15 protein-coding genes are annotated in these 16,180 nt (G+C 66.8%); 4 read left to right on the forward strand and 11 right to left on the reverse strand.

Features of this window, described 5'->3' with window-relative positions; all coding sequences use genetic code 11:
• Positions 1-81: 81 nt before the first annotated feature.
• Together AC1DE3_RS10015 and AC1DE3_RS10020 are read right to left on the reverse strand one after the other, a co-directional pair.
• The gene (locus AC1DE3_RS10015) at positions 82-1,257 is read right to left on the reverse strand and encodes an OmpA family protein (RefSeq protein WP_441511450.1); all 1,176 of its coding nucleotides are present in this window, start codon (positions 1,255-1,257) and stop codon (positions 82-84) included.
• Between the two features lie 53 nt (positions 1,258-1,310).
• Positions 1,311-2,765, reverse strand: a complete 1,455-nt coding sequence (locus AC1DE3_RS10020; protein WP_441511451.1) for a caspase family protein — start codon at positions 2,763-2,765, stop codon at positions 1,311-1,313.
• 149 nt (positions 2,766-2,914) lie between these two features.
• Here AC1DE3_RS10020 and AC1DE3_RS10025 point away from each other — a divergent pair, with 149 nt between their 5' ends.
• From AC1DE3_RS10025 to AC1DE3_RS10035, 3 genes are read left to right on the forward strand one after another with little or no spacing between them, the layout of a single operon-like run.
• A complete protein-coding gene (locus AC1DE3_RS10025) occupies positions 2,915-4,195 on the forward strand; it encodes a DUF4399 domain-containing protein (protein WP_476852326.1) in 1,281 nt (426 codons plus the stop codon).
• Positions 4,192-4,647, forward strand: a complete 456-nt coding sequence (locus AC1DE3_RS10030; protein ID WP_441511453.1) for a DUF4399 domain-containing protein — start codon at positions 4,192-4,194, stop codon at positions 4,645-4,647. Before AC1DE3_RS10025 ends, AC1DE3_RS10030 begins: the two co-directional genes overlap by 4 nt.
• A 47-nt stretch (positions 4,648-4,694) precedes the next feature.
• Positions 4,695-6,410 (forward strand): SUMF1/EgtB/PvdO family nonheme iron enzyme, encoded by a 1,716-nt coding sequence (locus AC1DE3_RS10035; protein ID WP_441511454.1) that lies wholly within the window; start codon positions 4,695-4,697, stop codon positions 6,408-6,410.
• A 75-nt stretch (positions 6,411-6,485) separates the two neighbouring features.
• Here AC1DE3_RS10035 and AC1DE3_RS10040 read toward each other — a convergent pair whose 3' ends face one another.
• The 6 genes from AC1DE3_RS10040 to AC1DE3_RS10065 are packed head-to-tail and all read right to left on the reverse strand — an operon-like array spanning position 6,486 to position 12,302.
• Complete coding sequence (locus AC1DE3_RS10040; RefSeq protein ID WP_441511455.1) at positions 6,486-7,310, reverse strand: inositol monophosphatase family protein; 825 nt, start codon at positions 7,308-7,310, stop codon at positions 6,486-6,488.
• Positions 7,307-8,149 carry an endonuclease/exonuclease/phosphatase family protein gene (locus AC1DE3_RS10045; protein WP_441511456.1) on the reverse strand — a complete coding sequence of 281 codons (843 nt, stop codon included), beginning with the start codon at positions 8,147-8,149 and terminating at the stop codon, positions 7,307-7,309. Before AC1DE3_RS10045 ends, AC1DE3_RS10040 begins: the two co-directional genes overlap by 4 nt.
• Positions 8,150-8,165: 16 nt before the next feature.
• Positions 8,166-9,008: a carbohydrate ABC transporter permease gene (locus tag AC1DE3_RS10050; RefSeq protein ID WP_441511457.1), complete on the reverse strand. Its 843-nt coding sequence runs from the start codon at positions 9,006-9,008 to the stop codon at positions 8,166-8,168.
• Entirely contained in the window at positions 9,005-9,883 is an 879-nt protein-coding gene (locus AC1DE3_RS10055) for a carbohydrate ABC transporter permease (RefSeq protein ID WP_441511458.1), read from the reverse strand. The genes AC1DE3_RS10050 and AC1DE3_RS10055 overlap by 4 nt, the downstream gene beginning before the upstream one ends.
• Positions 9,884-9,902: 19 nt before the next feature.
• On the reverse strand, positions 9,903-11,210 hold the full coding sequence (locus AC1DE3_RS10060) for an ABC transporter substrate-binding protein (RefSeq protein ID WP_441511459.1): 1,308 nt from the start codon (positions 11,208-11,210) through the stop codon (positions 9,903-9,905).
• A gap of 54 nt (positions 11,211-11,264) precedes the next feature.
• Entirely contained in the window at positions 11,265-12,302 is a 1,038-nt protein-coding gene (locus AC1DE3_RS10065; protein ID WP_441511460.1) for an ABC transporter ATP-binding protein, read from the reverse strand.
• Positions 12,303-12,644: 342 nt separating this feature from the next.
• On the opposite strand from AC1DE3_RS10065, the gene AC1DE3_RS10070 reads away from it, so the two are divergent.
• Positions 12,645-13,868 carry an MFS transporter gene (locus AC1DE3_RS10070; RefSeq protein WP_441511461.1) on the forward strand — a complete coding sequence of 408 codons (1,224 nt, stop codon included), beginning with the start codon at positions 12,645-12,647 and terminating at the stop codon, positions 13,866-13,868.
• Between the two features lie 76 nt (positions 13,869-13,944).
• On the opposite strand, the gene AC1DE3_RS10075 is transcribed toward AC1DE3_RS10070, so the two are convergent.
• The 3 genes from AC1DE3_RS10075 to AC1DE3_RS10085 are packed head-to-tail and all read right to left on the reverse strand — an operon-like array spanning position 13,945 to position 16,174.
• Positions 13,945-14,913, reverse strand: coding sequence for an ABC transporter ATP-binding protein (locus AC1DE3_RS10075; protein WP_441511462.1), 969 nt, complete (start codon positions 14,911-14,913; stop codon positions 13,945-13,947).
• The gene (locus AC1DE3_RS10080) at positions 14,910-15,545 is read right to left on the reverse strand and encodes an ABC transporter permease (RefSeq protein ID WP_476779701.1); all 636 of its coding nucleotides are present in this window, start codon (positions 15,543-15,545) and stop codon (positions 14,910-14,912) included. Before AC1DE3_RS10080 ends, AC1DE3_RS10075 begins: the two co-directional genes overlap by 4 nt.
• On the reverse strand, positions 15,545-16,174 hold the full coding sequence (locus AC1DE3_RS10085) for an ABC transporter permease (protein ID WP_441511464.1): 630 nt from the start codon (positions 16,172-16,174) through the stop codon (positions 15,545-15,547). The genes AC1DE3_RS10080 and AC1DE3_RS10085 overlap by 1 nt, the downstream gene beginning before the upstream one ends.
• Positions 16,175-16,180 lie beyond the last annotated feature (6 nt).

Genomic DNA, 16,180 nt, shown 5'->3' on the forward strand with positions numbered 1-16,180 from the left:
CGATATTGTTCGAAGTCGGAAAATGGCCTCGCAGCAGCGCACGGATCAATGTCGCGAATATCCGGCGCTGCAAGGACGTCGTCAGCAGCCGATCACCTTGAATTCCACCCGCCGGTCGAGCGCGTCGCTGCTGTCGTCCTTGCCGGTTCCGATGAGGTTTTCCTTGAAGCCGCGCCCGGTCGCGATCATGCGGTTGCGGTTATCCGGGGCGCCGGTCAGCAGCAGATCCATGACGAACTGGGCGCGCAGCGTCGAAAGGCGCTCGTTCACCTGCGGTAGCCCGGTGTGCGAGGTGTGCCCGACGATCTCCAGGCAGGCTCCTTTCTGACGGGCATGCGTCGCGATCTGGCTCAGCCACATCGGATAGGGTTCGGTGATCCGCGGATCGTCGATGAACTGGGTGGTGCCGGGCTTGAACAGCAGCTTCACCATCAACTGGTTGGTCCCCAGCCCGTAATCGACGAGGTCGCCGAAGGCATCGACCATGTCGTCGCGCCGCGCGAGCTTTGTGGCGGCGAGGTAGGTCCCGATCCTGACCCGGTGCTGCTCGCCTCCAGGCAGTTTGCGCGCGGCCCGATAATAGGCCAGCGCCTCGCGGAAATGCTGCGCTTCATAGGCAAGGATGCCGTCATTGACCAAGGCATTCGCCGTCAACCGTTCGACATAGGCCGGATCGATCGCCTCGCCGAGCTTCGTGCCCTGACAGGTCTTGATATAGGCGTTGGTGGCCTGGTCCTGCGCCCAGAGCGGCGAGTCGCGGTAGAATGGGGTCGGCGTCACGTCGACGCCCTCGATCTGGGCACGCGCCACGCCCTTCGAGACGACGCTGTTCGTTTTCAGATCCGCCAGCGTCAGGCAGATCCGATAGGCGTCCCGCGGGCCGTCCGCCGCACCCTGGTTGTTGACGGCGGTGAAGGTGCCGACCAGCACGACAGGCTTGCGCGCCAGCGCCTCGCTATCGAAGGCGCGGACAGTGAAGCGCGGATAGGATTTGCCGATGATCTCGATCAGCGTCTGCTGCATCGTGCGCGTGGCGCTGGATTGCGAGCCGGAGGCAGCGTCGATCAGCGGGTCGATGACGAGATCGATCTGCTGTTCAGTGAGCGCGGCCTTGCCGAAGAGGTCGTCGGCAGCCTTCTGAAGCGCTTGCTGGAAAGGCGCCGGCGTGGGCGGCGGCGGCGATTGTGCCCAGGCGGCCGCGCTCGCCAGAAGCGTCAGCGGAGTCAAAATTCGGCCGAGGCGCGCGGCGATCGACATGCTCCATTCCTCCCTGTGCGTGCCGGCTTTCGCCTCACCTGGTCCCACGCCGCTCAGCGGCATTGCTGAAGCTGCTCGCGCGCCGCCGGCGTGAGATCGCCGAGCTGGGCGCGGAGCAGGAGTTCGCCGCAATTCGTCTTGGCCGGCGCGCCGGCTGCCGGATCGGCACGGCGCTCGGCCGGGCGCGGCGCACTTGCCGGCACGGCCTGCGGCTGCGCCGACCGGTCGGCCGGCGAGGGCGTCAGAGTGCCGAGCCGCGCCGCCAGCGCCTGCTCGACATTGCGGCGCTCTTCAGCCAGGCGCCGCTTCTCGGTTTCGAGCGCAGCCAGTTCCTTCTCGCGCCGGGCCAGTTCGTCGGCGAGACGGGAGCGTTCGGCAGCGTCCCCGGTCGGTGGCTTGGGCTGGATAGGAGCCGGCCTCGCCCGCGTGCTGTCCCCGCTCGCAGGTGGCGGCGGCGGGACCGCTTCGTCGGGCTCCTGCCGGGCAAGATCGGTCGCGGCCTGCTGGCGCCCCTGTTCGGCTCGCTCGACACGCTCCAGCAGCGCGCGCTCGCGCTCTGCGAACTCGCGCACCAGCCGGTCGCGTTCATTCGTCGCGAGCGAGCGGCGCTCGATCAGGTCGAGACGCGTGCGCGCATCGATGGCGAAGAAGCTCGCCGGATAGCGCTGGATGAAATCCCGGAGCACGCCGGGCTCGTCGCTGGAGCGGATGCGCTGCCAGATATCGGCATCGGTCTCCTCACGGTTGAGGTAGAAATCGCCGAGCAGCGACAGCGAGAGCTCAGGGGTCTGCCGGCCGGAGGTCGCATCGTAGACGCTCTTCTGGACGCGGCGGAACAGCGTCGCCACCTCCAGGCCTGGCTGGTCGATCTCGCGCACCAGCGCGGCCGTGAACGGGCTGTTGCGGCCGGCGCCGTCGGCGGCGACGTCGTTGGCCTGCGTCGCATAGGCGATGACCATGCCCTGCGCCCGCGCCACGGGCGCCAGGCCCGAGCTGACAGAGAAGCCGCGCGTCGCCTGCCTCTTGGCGAGCTGGTTGACGAAGGGGTTGTTGCGGCAGGCGTCCAGCACCATGATCTTGACGCCCTTGGCGAAGTTCAGCGCCGTGACGACGTCGTTCAGCCGCGTCGTCTCATATTGGACGCCGACCTCGTCCTCTATCTTGGCTTCGACCGGCACGAGGTAGTTCTCGCCGTTGAACTGGAAGCCGTGGCCGGCGAAATAAAACATCGCGGCATCGGCGTCCTGCGCCAGCCGGGCGAAGCGCGTGAGCGCCGCATCCATGCCGCGCTTGTCGAGATCGATGCCGTCGATCACCTCGAAGCCGACCTTGCGCAGTGCCCCGGCCATGTCGCGGGCGTCGTTGACCGTATTCGGCAGGGCGGGGGCGTTGCGATAGCTGGAATTGCCGATGACGAGCGCGACACGGCGCTCCGGAACCGGCGCCGCCATGGCCAGCCCCGTCAGCATGAGCATGACCAGCCCGCAAAGTCTGGCGATGAGGATCATGACCGCCTTCCCCGCGTGAGGCTAACGCATGACTTCGCCGGACTCCAGAACAAAGCCGCTCCAGCTACGTAAGCGCCGAGTGTTCCGCTTGCTGGGGCGCAGCCGCGCTGGTAGCCTCGCAGTGTTCGTCTCGTGGATGGGAGACGTCGATGCCATCGAGGGCGCCGCGCCTTATACCCGCCCTGGTACCGGCGGCTCTGGCATGGGCGTTGGCCGTTGCTCTTCCGATCGGCGGGGCGATGGCGCAGGCGCGTGCGATGCAGCGCAGCCCGGCGCCGGCAACTGCGAGGCTGAGCTTCGTGGGGCTCGCCAATAACGACCGCGTCCCCGGCAAGTTCACGGTCCGCTTTGCGATCAGCGGCATGGAGGTCGCGCCCGCCGGGCAGCCCAGACGCAATGCCGGGCACCATCACCTGCTGATCGACACCGAACTTCCTCCGCTCGACCAGCCGATCCCGAGCGACTTCAACCATATCCATTTCGGCGGTGGGCAGACCGAGGCCGAGATCGCGCTGACGCCCGGCCGGCACACGCTCCAGCTTCTCTTCGCCGACCATAATCATGTGCCGCACGACCCTCCGGTCGTGTCCGAGCGGATCACCGTCGAGGTCGCGGCCGATCCGGCCGAGAAGCCGCGTTCCGCCGCTGCGCCCGGTGCCCGTGTCTTCTTCATCGACCTCAAGGACGGCGCCACGATTCCGGCGCATGCAAAGATCCGCTTCGGCGTCGAGGGCATCGCCATCACGCCGGCCGGCACGATGAGCCCCAATGGTGGCCATCACCACCTGCTCGTCGATACGGAGGTTCCGCCGCTCGATCGCGAGATTCCCAGCGATTTCAATCACCTGCATTTCGGGCGTGGCCAGACCGAGGTGGAGCTCTCGCTTCCACCTGGCGAGCATACGCTGCAGCTCCTCCTGGGCGATCACGAGCATGTCCCGCATGACCCTCCGGTGATGTCCGAGCGGATCCGGGTGCGCGTTGTCGACACCGCGCAGGTCGGCCCCGCGGCGCCCGCTGCCCCGGCGGCCGGAGGCGGGCGTCCGCGCACAGCTTCGCCCAACGACGCGGCGGTTTACTTCATCTATCCGAAGGATGGCGAGACGATCTTCCCGACCTCGACGATCCGCTTTGGCTTGCGCAACATGGGTGTGGCGCCTGCCGGCGTCGCCAGGCCGAACACCGGGCACCACCACCTGTTGGTCGATGTCGCGACCCCGGCGCTCGACGAGCCCATCCCCTCGGACCTCAACCATATCCATCTCGGCGGCGGCCAGACGGAGCGGCGCATCACCCTGTTGCCGGGCAAGCACACGCTGCAGCTCCTGCTCGCGGACGAGAACCATGTGCCGCACGATCCGCCGGTCATGTCGGAGCGCATCACCGTGATCGTGATGCCCGGCGGCGGCAAACCCGCGAGGCGTCGATGACAAGTTCGCGCCCTGGCATCGCTGTGCTCCTGGCAGTCTGGTCTTATGCGATGGCCGGCCTCTTCCAGCCGACAGACGCGCTGGCACAGGCCGCAACGCGGCAGAAGGCGCCCCCCGGCGCGGAGGTCTACTTCCACTACCCGCTCGACGGATTGCGCGTGCCTGAGCGCTTCACGGTCCGCATCGGCTTGCGGAACATGGGCGTCGCGCCTGCCGGCGTCGAGCACGCGGCGACAGGCCATCATCATCTGCTGATCGACACCGATCCCGGCCCGCCGGACCAGCCGATTCCGTCCGACTACAACAATATCCATCTTGGCAACGGTCAAACGGAGGTTGTCGTCACCTTGCCGAAAGGGCCTCATACGCTGCAATTATTGGTCGGAGATCACACCCATACGCCGCATGATCCGCCCGTGATGTCGAAGAAAATCACGATCTATGTTCGCTGAGCCCGCGGCGGCCCCAGCCAGCCGCCGATGACGAATGGTCGCCAAGCATGGACTGGTTGCGCTTCTTCCTTCTCGCCGTGCCGCTCATCGCGCTTGCGGCCAGTCCCGCCCTGCCGCAGGAGGCTGCGCCGCCCGCCCGCATCGCGCTGGTGATCGCCAACGGCACCTACCCCGACGCCGCCGTCGCGCAGGCGCCGGCAGAGGGGCGGGCGGTCGCTGCGGCCCTGCGCGACGGCGGCTTCGAGGTGATCGCGATCGAGAACGGCGCCCGTGCGGAGACGCGGCAGGCCATCGCCGAATTTGCCGGCAAGCTGCGGCCCGGTGCGCAGGCCGTCGTCTTCTATTCCGGCCATGCCGTGCAGCAGCGCGACCGCAATTTCATCGTGCCGATGTCGCCTAACCCTGTGCAGGACGCGGTCGATCTCGACGAGGTGATCGACCCGCTGATCATCGCCAAGCCGTCAAGCGCCCTCGTGCTGATCGACGCCAGCCGCGACAATCCCTGGCAGGCGCGGGGCAGGGGCCTTCGCGCGACCGAGCCGCTCGAGACCGTCGCGGTGATGTTCACGGCCTCGCCGGGAAAGACGGTCGCGGATTCCGGGCCCCGCGGGAACCACGCGGTCGAGGAATGGCTGAAGGCGATCCGCACGCCCGGTCTCGACATGGCGGCGGCTGTCGTCCGCGTGCGCGACGCGGTGGCGCGGGCGAGCCGGCGCAGCCAGCAGATCTGGCTTTCATCCGAACCGCCGAAGGGGCTGGTGGTGACACCTGTCGGCCAGCCCGTTGCGGTGGCGCAGGCGAGCCGCGCCGTCATCCTGCCACCGACCGGACCCGACGCCTCGCCGGACGCCTTCGAACTCGCCTTCTGGGAATCGATCCGCAACAGCGAGAATGCCAGCGAGTACCGCGCCTATCTCGACGCCTATCCGAATGGCCGCTTTTCGACGCTGGCGCGCACCCGCGAGCAACTCTACCGGGGCAAGCCCGGGGTGTCTGCAGCCTCGGTCGCTCCGCCCCCGGCTGCGGCAACGCCTGCCGCACCGGCGCCGAAGACCGGACCGATCCGCGATTGCAGCGACTGCCCCGAGCTGACGGCGATACCGCCCGGCTCCTTCCAGATGGGCTCGAACGATCTCTATGAGTTCGAGAAGCCGGTTCACCCCGTCACCATTCGCGGCTTCTATCTCGGCACGCGCGAGATCAGCCTGGATGAATGGGACCGCTGCGTCAGCGAGGGCGGCTGCAACTACCGGCCCGACGATCGCGGCCTTGGGCGCGGCAAGCGCCCCGTCACGGATATTCACTGGAACGACGCCAACGCCTATCTCGCTTGGCTCTCGGCCAAGACCGGCAAGCGCTACCGGCTGCCCAGCGAGAGCGAATGGGAATATGCGGCTCGCGCCGGCACGACGACGACCTATCCATGGGGCCAGACCGTGGAAAAGGACCGCGCGAATTGCCTGGGCTGCAATGATCGGCCACTCCGGAGCGCCGTCCCTTCAGGCCAGTATCCGCCCAATGCCCTCGGCCTCTACGACATGGCCGGCAATGCGGCCGAATGGGTCGCGGATTGCTGGAGCGAAAGTTATCGCAATGCACCGCGCGACGGCAGCGCCTATGTGGTGCCCGGCTGCCGCGAGCGCGTGCTGCGCGGAGGCTCCTTCAACAACGATCCACGCTATCTGCGCTCGGCCGCCCGCTTCAAATACGAGGCCGATGTGCGCTTCTATACAAACGGCTTCCGCGTGGCGCGCGATCTCTGACCAGCGGCGAAATCGCGGATGGGATGGCTCGTTCGGAAAGTGCCTGTAGGCCCGCTGATCATGGGCGGGCGCTGTTCAGTCGAGCAGAATCCGGCGGATTTCCTTCCAGCTTTCCGCGTCGGGCGCGCAGAGCAGCCCGGCCGGGCGCTCGGTTGCGGAATAGCGCCGGCCATCGAGCAGTCGTGCATGGCCACCGGCTTCGCCGTAGAGCAGCACGCCCGGCGCGTGGTCCCAGGGGTTGAGGACGCCGTAGAGCAGGAACTGGCAGCGTCCCGCAGCGGCCAGCCGGTACTCCTGGCCGCAGCAGCGCAGCGACCCGACTTCGAGGAAGGCCGGGAAGCGGCCCGGAAGCGTGCCGCGCATCGGCTCCGGGAAATACTGCCAGCTCGCCATGCCGTTCATGTGCCGCGTCGGGACGGCCGGGGCGACGCGTAGGTCGCGGCTGAAGCCATCCGCACGCCTTAGCCATGCACCTTCGCCGCGCAGCGCCATGGCGCTGTCATCCGCGACCGGATCATGGATCACGGCGGCGGCGATCTCGCCCTTGACGATGACGGCTGCCATCACCGCGAAGAGCGAGAGATCGCTGGCATAATTGAGCGTGCCGTCGATCGGATCGATGACGAAGGCGAGATCGGCATCGGCCAATTGCCCGAGTAGGGCGGGGTCCTTGGTCACCGCCTCCTCGCCGACAAGCGCCGCGCCCGGAAAGGCCTTCGCCAGCTCGGCGCAGATGAAGCGCTCGGCCGCCTCGTCGGCCTCCGTCACCAGATCGCCGGGTGCCTGCTTGGCGCGGATGTCGCCATCAGCCAACCGGCGAAAGCGCGGCATCACCTCGCGGCGAGCCGCCTCGCTCAGGATCGCATGGAGCCGGTCGTGGTCCTGCCGGGTGAAGATCATCCGAGGTCGAACTCGACCAGGATCGGCTGGTGGTCCGAGGCCCGCGTCTCGACGTCGTAGACGATGGAGCGCGCCCGTGCGGCGAGATCCGGCGTCGCCAGCACATAATCGAGGCAACCGGGCGGGCCGTAGGTCTGGTCGCAGATGAAGGCCGATGGCGGATGCGGCGCGTCGCCGCGCAGAACCGGCCAGAGATCGACCAGCGGCGGCACATCGCCCTCGAACGGCGCGAGCAACTGCGCCAGCCCGGCATCATCCGGGCGCATGTTGAAATCGCCGGTCAGGATCGCGCTCGCGGCGTTAGGCGTCGGAGCATAGGTGTGCGGACCGGGCGCTCGCGGCGTCGCCTGTCGCGCAGCGGCCATGCGGTGAACCTGCCGGATGCCCTCGACCTGCGCGGTGCGCAGCATGGAAGAGGAATATTCAAGATGCGTCGTCATCACCCGGATCGGCCCAAAGGGTGTCTCGACCATCGCCTCGACCAGCACGCGCGGCATGTTGCGCGTCGCCGCCGCTTCCCAGGGCAACAGGTGGCGCAGCGCCTGCGCTACCGGCAACCGCGTCAGCAGAAGGTTGCCGAAGCGCTTGCGCCCGCCCTCGCCATCCGGGACATCGACGCCAACAGCCTCGATCGCGGTGAAGCCGGGAAGGAGCTCGCTGAACAGGGCGAACTGGTCGGTGCGGTCGTTGCCGTCGAGGTCGGGGAAGTTGGCCGCGACCTCCTGCAGGCAGAGCACGTCGAAATCGGCCATCTGCCGGGCGTGGTCGATGATGCGGCGTGGATCGACGCGCTCGTCGACGCCGCGTGCCCACTGAATGTTCCAGGTGATCAGCTTCAACGGATCAGCCTCGATGTCACTTGATGCCCGCGCGCATAAAACTCTGCACGAACTGGCGCTGGAACAGCAGGAAACCGACGAGCAGCGGCGCCGAGGTCATCAGTGTCGCCGCGCAGATGATCGCCCAGTCGATGCCTTGGTCTGCCGAGGAGAAGACCTGCAGGCCGACAGTCAGCGGCCGTGACTCCACCGAATTGGTGACGAGCAGCGGCCAGAGGAAGTTGTTCCAGTGATAGCTGACCGAAACGAGGCCGTAGGCGATGTAGGTCGGCTTCGCGAGCGGGACATAGACCCTCATCAGCACCTGCAGCGGGTTCGCACCCTCGACGCGCGCCGCGTCGTCCAGTTCCTTCGGCACGGTCTTGAAGGTCTGCCGCAGCAGGAAGATGCCGAAGGCCGAGGCGATGTAGGGCAGGGCGATCGCCGGGATCGTGTCGATCAGGTTGACCTTGGCCAGCGTGCGGTAGTTCTCGACGATCAGCGCGTCCGGCATGATCATCAGCTGCGCCAGGATCAGCACGAAGGCGACGTCGCGGCCCCAGAAATCCTGCCGCGCCAGCGCATAGGCTGCGAGCGTCCCCAGCACGAGCTGGAAGGCGAGGATCATGGTGACCAGGATGAAGGTGTTGAGGAAATAGCGGGCGAAGGGCGCCGCGGCCCAGGCGCGGGTGAAATTGTCCAGCGTCAGCGGCGCAGTCAGTACGAAGCGCGTGGTGTATTCGGCCGGGTGGAACGCGGCCCAGACGGCATAGGCCAGCGGCAGCACCCAGATGAGTGCGAGCAGGATCGCGCCGGTGGATTCCAGCGTGAGCGAGAAGCCTTTGGGCGCGTAAGGGTCTGTGCGCGTCGGGGCGCTCATCGATAGTGCGTCCTGCGTTCGAGCCAGCCATACTGGACGAACGCGACCAGCGCGAGCAGCACCAGCAGCACGCAGGTCAGCGTCGCCGCGTAGGCCGTGTCCCAGAAGCCGAAGCCGACCTGATAGATGTAGTAGAGCAGCAGCGTGGTGGCGTTGTCCGGCCCGCCGCGCGTCATCACCACGATATGGTCGACCATGCGGAAGGCGTTGATCACTGCGTTGATCAGCACGAACAGCGTCGTCGGCATCAGCAGCGGGAACTGGATGCGCCGGAAGAAAGTCCAGCGCGAGGCGCCTTCGATCGCAGCCGCTTCGCCGAGGCTGGGCGGGATCGCCTGCAGCGCCGCGAGGTAGAAGATCATGAAGAAGCCGGCTTCTTTCCAGATCGCGACGACGGTGATGGCGTAGAGCGCGGTGTCCTGCGATCCCAGCCAGTTGGTCGAGCGGCCGCCGAACAGGCCGATGATCTGTTCCAGAAGCCCGTATTGCGGCGTGTAGAAGAACAGCCAGATATTGGCGACCGCGATCATCGGCAGGATCGTCGGCGTGAAAAAGGCCATGCGGACCAGCGTCCGCCCCGCGATCTTGTCGTTGACCCAGACCGCCATCAGCAGCGCCAGCGCGATCGAGGTCGGGATGGTGCCGAGCGCGAACCAGAAATTGTTGCTCAGCGCCTTCCAGAAGATCGGGTCGGCCAGCATCTGCTGATAGTTGTCGAGCCCGACAAAGCGCGCCGGGCGGCGCGCTTTCGGGGTCGAATAGAAGCTCTCGATGAAGCTCGCGACCGCGGGCCAGTGCGTGAACAGGGCCAGGCACGCCATGGCGGGCAGCAGGAGCAGCCAGCCATGAATGGTCGCGGTCGCGCGGTTCGTCATCGAGAGTTCGGTGTCCGGGTCAGCGGTACGGCTTCAGGATGCGTTCGGCCTCGGCCTGGGCATCCTCCATCGCCTTCTGCGGCGTCTTGGTGCCGGTCAGCGCGGCCTGCAGCCCGTCGTTCAGCGCCTTGGTGACGCGCTGGTTCTCATGGGTCGAGAGCTCGGCGACCGCGCTCGGCAACTGGTCGCGCGCGACCAGCGCCTGCGGGAAATCGGCGACGTATTTCTTCATCGCCTCGGTCTCGTAGGAGGCCGGTGTCACCGCGACATAGCCGGTATCTGCGCTCCACTGGGCGGCGCGCTCGGGCGTGGTGATCCAGCGCACGAACCTGAAGGCGGCTTCCTGCTCGGCCTTGGTCGCCTTCTTCGACAGGTAGAAATTGCCGCCGCCGGTCGGGCTGCCCGGCTTCTTGCCGGCCGGCAGAACCGCGACGCCGAAGGGGAACTTGGCATTGGCGCGGACATTGGTGAGGTTGCCGGTGGTGGTCCACATCATCGCGACCTTCTTCTCGAAGAAGTCGCGCGGCGTGGTGCCCCATTCGACGATGCCGGGCGGGTGAACCTTATACTTCTGCGCGAGGTCGACCCAGTACTGAAGGGCCTCGACGACGCCTGGATTGGCATAGTCGGTCTTGTCGCCCGCGGCGTTGGCGAGGATTGCGCCGGCCTGGGTCGAAAGGCCCTGGAACAGCCAATAAGGGAAGCCGGAGGATGGGATCTGGATGCCCCATTGCGTGACGTTGCCGGCGGCGTCGCGCTTGGTCAGCTTCTGCGCGAACTCGAGCTGTTCGGCCCAGGTCTTCGGCGGCTTCTCGGGGTCGAGCCCGGCTTCCTTGAAAAGCTCCTTGTTCCAGTAGAGCACCACCGTGGAACGCTGGAACGGGATGCCCCAGGTCTTCTTTTCGTTAGGGTCCTTGCCGCCGGTCTGGCTGTTCTCCATGAAGCCGGGGAAGAAGCTGGCCAGCCACTTCTTGTCCTCGTCGGTCTTGACGAAGTCGTCGAAGGGAACGATCGCCTCTTCGTCGATCAGCGTGAACATGTCGGTCGAGAGCAGCACCGAGAGCACCGGCGGATTACCGCTCTTGTGCGCGGTCAGCGCCTTGACGATGGTCTCCTGATAGGTGCCGGCATAGATCGGCTTCAGTTTGACCGAGGGATTCTCCTTCTCGAAGCCGGCGGCATAGGCGTCGATGAGCTTGGTGATCGGCCCGCCCACGGCGACCGGGTAGAAGAAGGAAAGCTCGGTGCTCTGCGCGCGGGCGATGCCGGGCAGGGCGGTCGCGCCCGCGAGAGCGGCGGTGCCGCCAAGGAATTCACGCCTGTCCATAATGTCCTCTCTCCCTTGCTGGGATGGTTCGAGCGTCCGACTCGCGCGGCCGGTTCAGTCCCGAACCACCTTTCGTTCCGACGCCAGATCGAACCAGTGCAGCGCCGATTGTGACAACGTGATGTAGATCTGTTCGCCGGCTGTGACACGCACTTTGCCGGGGCGCTTGACGATGAAGGAATGGCCGTCGACGCGGGTCTCGATCAGCGTGTCCGAGCCGAGATATTCGACCGCGACGACTTCTGCCGCGACGCCGCTGTCGCCGATCTCGATCATCTCCGGGCGGATGCCGACCGCAAGCCCCGCCGGATCGAGGCCAACAGGCTGGGTCAGCGCGCCGCCGCGCCCCTGCACGGCGGTGAGCGGCAGCACGTTCATCGGCGGCGTACCGACGAAGCGGGCCGCGAAGATCGTCTCGGGGTTCTCGTAGAGCACATCGGGCGGGGCGTCCTGCTCGATCTTGCCGTTGCGCATCAGTACGACCTGATCGGCCATCGTCATCGCCTCGATCTGATCATGCGTGACATAGACCATGGTCATGCCGAGGCGTTGCTGCAGCTCCCGGATTTCACGGCGCATCTCGACGCGCAACTGGGCATCGAGATTGGAGAGCGGCTCGTCCATCAGGCAGACCGGGGCCTCGGCGACGATGGCGCGGCCCAGTGCGACGCGCTGCTGCTGGCCGCCGGAGAGCTGGGAGGGCTTGCGTTCGAGTAGGGCGGAGAGCCCGAGGATCGAGGCGGCGCGGGCCAGGCGCTCGTCACGCTCGGCGCGGGAGACCTTGCGGACCTTGAGCCCGAACAGGATGTTCTCGGCCACGCTCAGATGCGGAAACAGCGCGTAGTTCTGGAACACCATGGCGATGCCGCGTCGCGAGGGCGAGGCATGCGTGACGTCGCGGCCACCGATCGAGATCGTGCCGCTGCTGGTGTCCTCAAGCCCGGCGATCAGCCTGAGGGTTGTCGACTTGCCGCAGCCGGAAGGGCCGAGCAGCGCGACGAGGTTGCCGCCTGCGACGGTGAAGCTGATGGCATCGACGGCCGCGGCTCCGCCCCAGCTCTTCGAAACGGTCTTGAGCTCTACCGAAACCATTCGCAACCCGCCGTCCCAGCAATCCATATCGTGCCGACGCTGGACGTTGCGACTGTCGGCTAGGTGACGGGCCGAACTTGAAGATAAAATTCATGCGGAGACAAGAGCGGCGCCAAGCCTGACCACACGTTCCTGCGCGGGGGAAACGGGAGGCTCGCGCTGCGCGCGCAGCGTTGGAGGTCCAGGGTCCGCTCCATGCGGCCGCTTTGTGGCTGGCGCATGCATTATTTGCATCGCCGTGACGCCGGCTTACGAAATTGTTTGCGTCCCGGAGATCGTCTAGAGCGCATTCTGCATGCCGGTTAGGAATCGTTCCGGCCGCGCGTGCTGGAAGGCTCCGCGATGACCACCAGCGCACAGACCGCCTCCTTGCCTCAGCGTGCCATGATGCCGGTGCTGATCGCGCTCAGCGTGACGCATCTGCTCAACGATATGATCCAGTCGCTGATCCCAGCGATTTATCCGATCATCAAGGAGGCCTATCGCCTCGACTTCGGCCAGATCGGCCTGATCACGCTGACCTTCCAGGTCTCTGCTTCGCTGCTGCAGCCGGCCGTCGGCCTCTATACCGACAAGCACCCGATGCCCTATTCGATGGTTGCGGGCATGGGCTTCACGCTGGCCGGGCTGATCGGCCTCTCCTATGCCGGCAGCTACGGGCTTCTGCTCCTGTCGGCAGCCTGCGTCGGCATCGGCTCGTCGATCTTTCACCCGGAGGCGACCCGGATGGCGCGCAACGCCTCCGGTGGGCAGCACGGCTTTGCGCAAGGCATCTTCCAGGTCGGCGGGCAGACAGGCGGCGCGCTCGGACCGCTGCTTGCTGCCTTCATCATCGTGCCGCGCGGGCAGGGGAGCCTCGCCTGGTTCTCGGTTGCGGCGCTCGTCGCGATGATGCTGATGATCTGGACGGCGTCGAGCTATGCCCGGCTGGACCGTGCGCGTCCGTCCAAGCCCGCTGCAACATCAGGCGCCCGGCCCGCCCGGCCCGGCCGCCGCTCGGTCGCCTTCGCCATCACGATCCTGATCGTGCTGCTCTTCTCGAAGAACGCCTATACCGCGAGCTTCACCTCGTTCTACACCTTCTACCTGATCGGCAAGTTCGGCATCTCCGTGCAGAATTCGCAGGTCATGCTGTTCCTGTTCCTCGCCTCCTCGGCTGTGGGCGCTCTGGGCGGCGGCATGCTGGGCGACCGCATCGGCCGCAACAAGATCATCTGGTTCTCGATCCTGGGCGCGCTGCCCTTCACCTTGATCCTGCCCTATGCCGATCTGTTCTGGACGGGCGTTCTGACCGTCGTGATCAACCTGATCATGTCGAGCGCCTTCGCCGCGATCCTGATCTACGCGCTCGAATTGCTTCCCGGCCGCGTCGGGCTCGTCGGGGGCTTCTTCTATGGGCTCTCTTTCGGGCTCGGCGGCTTGGCGGCGGCGTTGCTAGGCGGATTCGCGGATATCCTCGGCATCGAGACGGTCTACAGGATCTGTTCCTTCATCCCGCTGGTCGGCCTCCTCGCCTGGTTCCTGCCGCGTCTCCACGACACCGCCGGGGCGCGGCCGGCGCATTGATGCAGGCTGCGCTGAGCTCGTCCGGCATTGACCTCCGCAACGGTCGGCTCCCGACCGATCCCTGCGCCGCACTCATTCAGGTCATTTCGCTCGCGGCAATGGGGTGACCGGCACAGCGCGCCCGCAGCGCCGCCAGCGTGACCTGACCAATGGGCCGACCGTGCTCGTCGACAATGGTCGCGGCGTCGCGGCCTTCCGCGAGCAGCGCCGACAGCACTCCCCGGAGCGGAAGGGAGCCGGGAAGCTCGAAACCATCGGAAGCATAGCCCGGCTCGACGGCGTCGGCGGCGTTGACCAGTGAGAGCCGGCGCAGCGCCCGGTCGGCGCCAACGAAATCGGCGACGAAATCGTCGGCCGGTGCGGCGAGCAGACGATCGGGCGTGTCGTATTGGACGAGCTTGCCGTCGCGCATGATCGCGACGACGTCGCCCATGCGGATGGCTTCGTCGATGTCGTGGGTGACGAAGATCACGGTCTTCTTCAGCCGCTTCTGGATCGCCAGGAACTCATCCTGGAGGTGGCTGCGGGCGATCGGATCGACCGCGCCGAAGGGCTCGTCCATCAGCATCACCGGCGGGTCGGCGGCCAGAGCCCGCGCCACGCCGACGCGCTGGCGCTGCCCGCCCGAGAGATGGCGCGGGTAGCGCGGCAGATACTGCGCCGGGTCGAGGCCGACGAGCGCCAGCATCTCCTCGCTGCGAGCCCTGATGCGGGAGGTGTCCCAGCCGAGCAGCTTCGGCACGGTCGCCACGTTCTCGGCGATCGTCATATGCGGGAACAGCCCGACCTGTTGGATGACGTAGCCGATATGGCGCCTGAGCTCGACCGGGTCTGCCTGGGTGACGTCGCGGTCGCCGACGAAGATGTGGCCTGAACTCGGCTCGATCAGCCGGTTGATCATCCGCATCGTCGTGGTCTTGCCGCAGCCGGACGGGCCGATCAGGACGCAAAGCTTGCCGGTTTCGACGGTGAGATCGAGCCCGTCTATGGCCGGGCGCGCTGCGCCGGAAAAGTGCTTGCTGATCTGTTCGAGCCGGATTGTCATGCGCTTTCCGTTTGCAGGCGGCGGGTTGTCAGCCGCTCGAGGCCCGCAAAGAAAATCTCCGTCGCGAAGGCCAGGGCTGCGACCGCGACGGCCCCGGCGATCAGCTGCGGGAAATTGAAGTTGGCCATGCCGCTGGTGATCAGCTCGCCCAGCCCGCCGCCCCCGATGAACGCGGCCAGCGTCGCAGCCGAGACGATCTGGACGGCCGCGGTGCGGATGCCGGCGAAGATCACGGGCAGAGCGAGGGGGATCTCGATCCGCCTCAGCAACTGGGCATCGGACAGCCCCTGGCCGCGCGCCGCGTCGACGATGTCGGCATCGACCCCGGTCACTCCGGTATAGGTATTGAGCAGCAGGGCCGGCAGGCCATAGAGCGTCAGCGCCACGACCGAGGGCGGGAAACCCGTTCCCAGGACGGGCAGCATGAGGACGAGCAGCGCCAGCGAAGGCACGGTCCTCAGGATGTTGGCGAGCGCGATGGCGGGCTGAGCCCAGCTGCGATGACGGGTCAGGGCAAGGCCGCCGGGCAGGGCGATCAGCAGCACGGCGGCGAGGGATGTCGCGCTCAGCCAGAGATGGTCCTGGATCGCGGAGACGAAGCTCTGCGGATGTGCCGAGATCCAGCCGAACATCAGGCTTGCTCCGCCTGATGGGCGCGCACCCAAACCTCGAACCTGCGCAGGCTCTCGTCGCAGAAGATCGCCAGCGCCGAGGTGACGACGGCGCCGATCACGACCTTTTCGCCGAAGTCCTGGGTGATGCCCTGGAAGATGATGTCGCCGAGCCCGCCGGCATTGACGAAGGCGGCGACGGTGGCGACCGAGACCTGAGTCACCACGGTGATGCGGATGCCGGCGATGATCACCGGCAGCGCCAGCGGCAATTCGATGGCGAAGAGGCGGCGCCATTTGCCGTAGCCCATGCCATCCGCCGCATCGAGGATGTCCGGTGGGATTTCGCGCAAGCCCGTCGCGGTGTTGCGGATGATGATCAGGAGCGCATAGGCGACGAGCGCCACGATGGCCGGCCAGAAGCCGAGGCCGAGATAGGGAATGAGCAGCGCGAAGATCGCCAGGGCCGGCACGGTGTAGAGCCCGCCGGCGACCAGGAGGACGCCGAGCGCCAGACGCGGGCGCCGCGCGGACAAGACGCCGAGCGGCAGGCCGATCGCCAGCGCGATCAGGAGGCCGGTTCCCACGAGCTGGATATGTTCCCAGAGCGCGAGAAGCAGGCGGTCGTAGTTCTCGATCGTCCAGGTCATGAGAGG

Source organism: Allobosea sp. 10L417 (assembly GCF_056395485.1).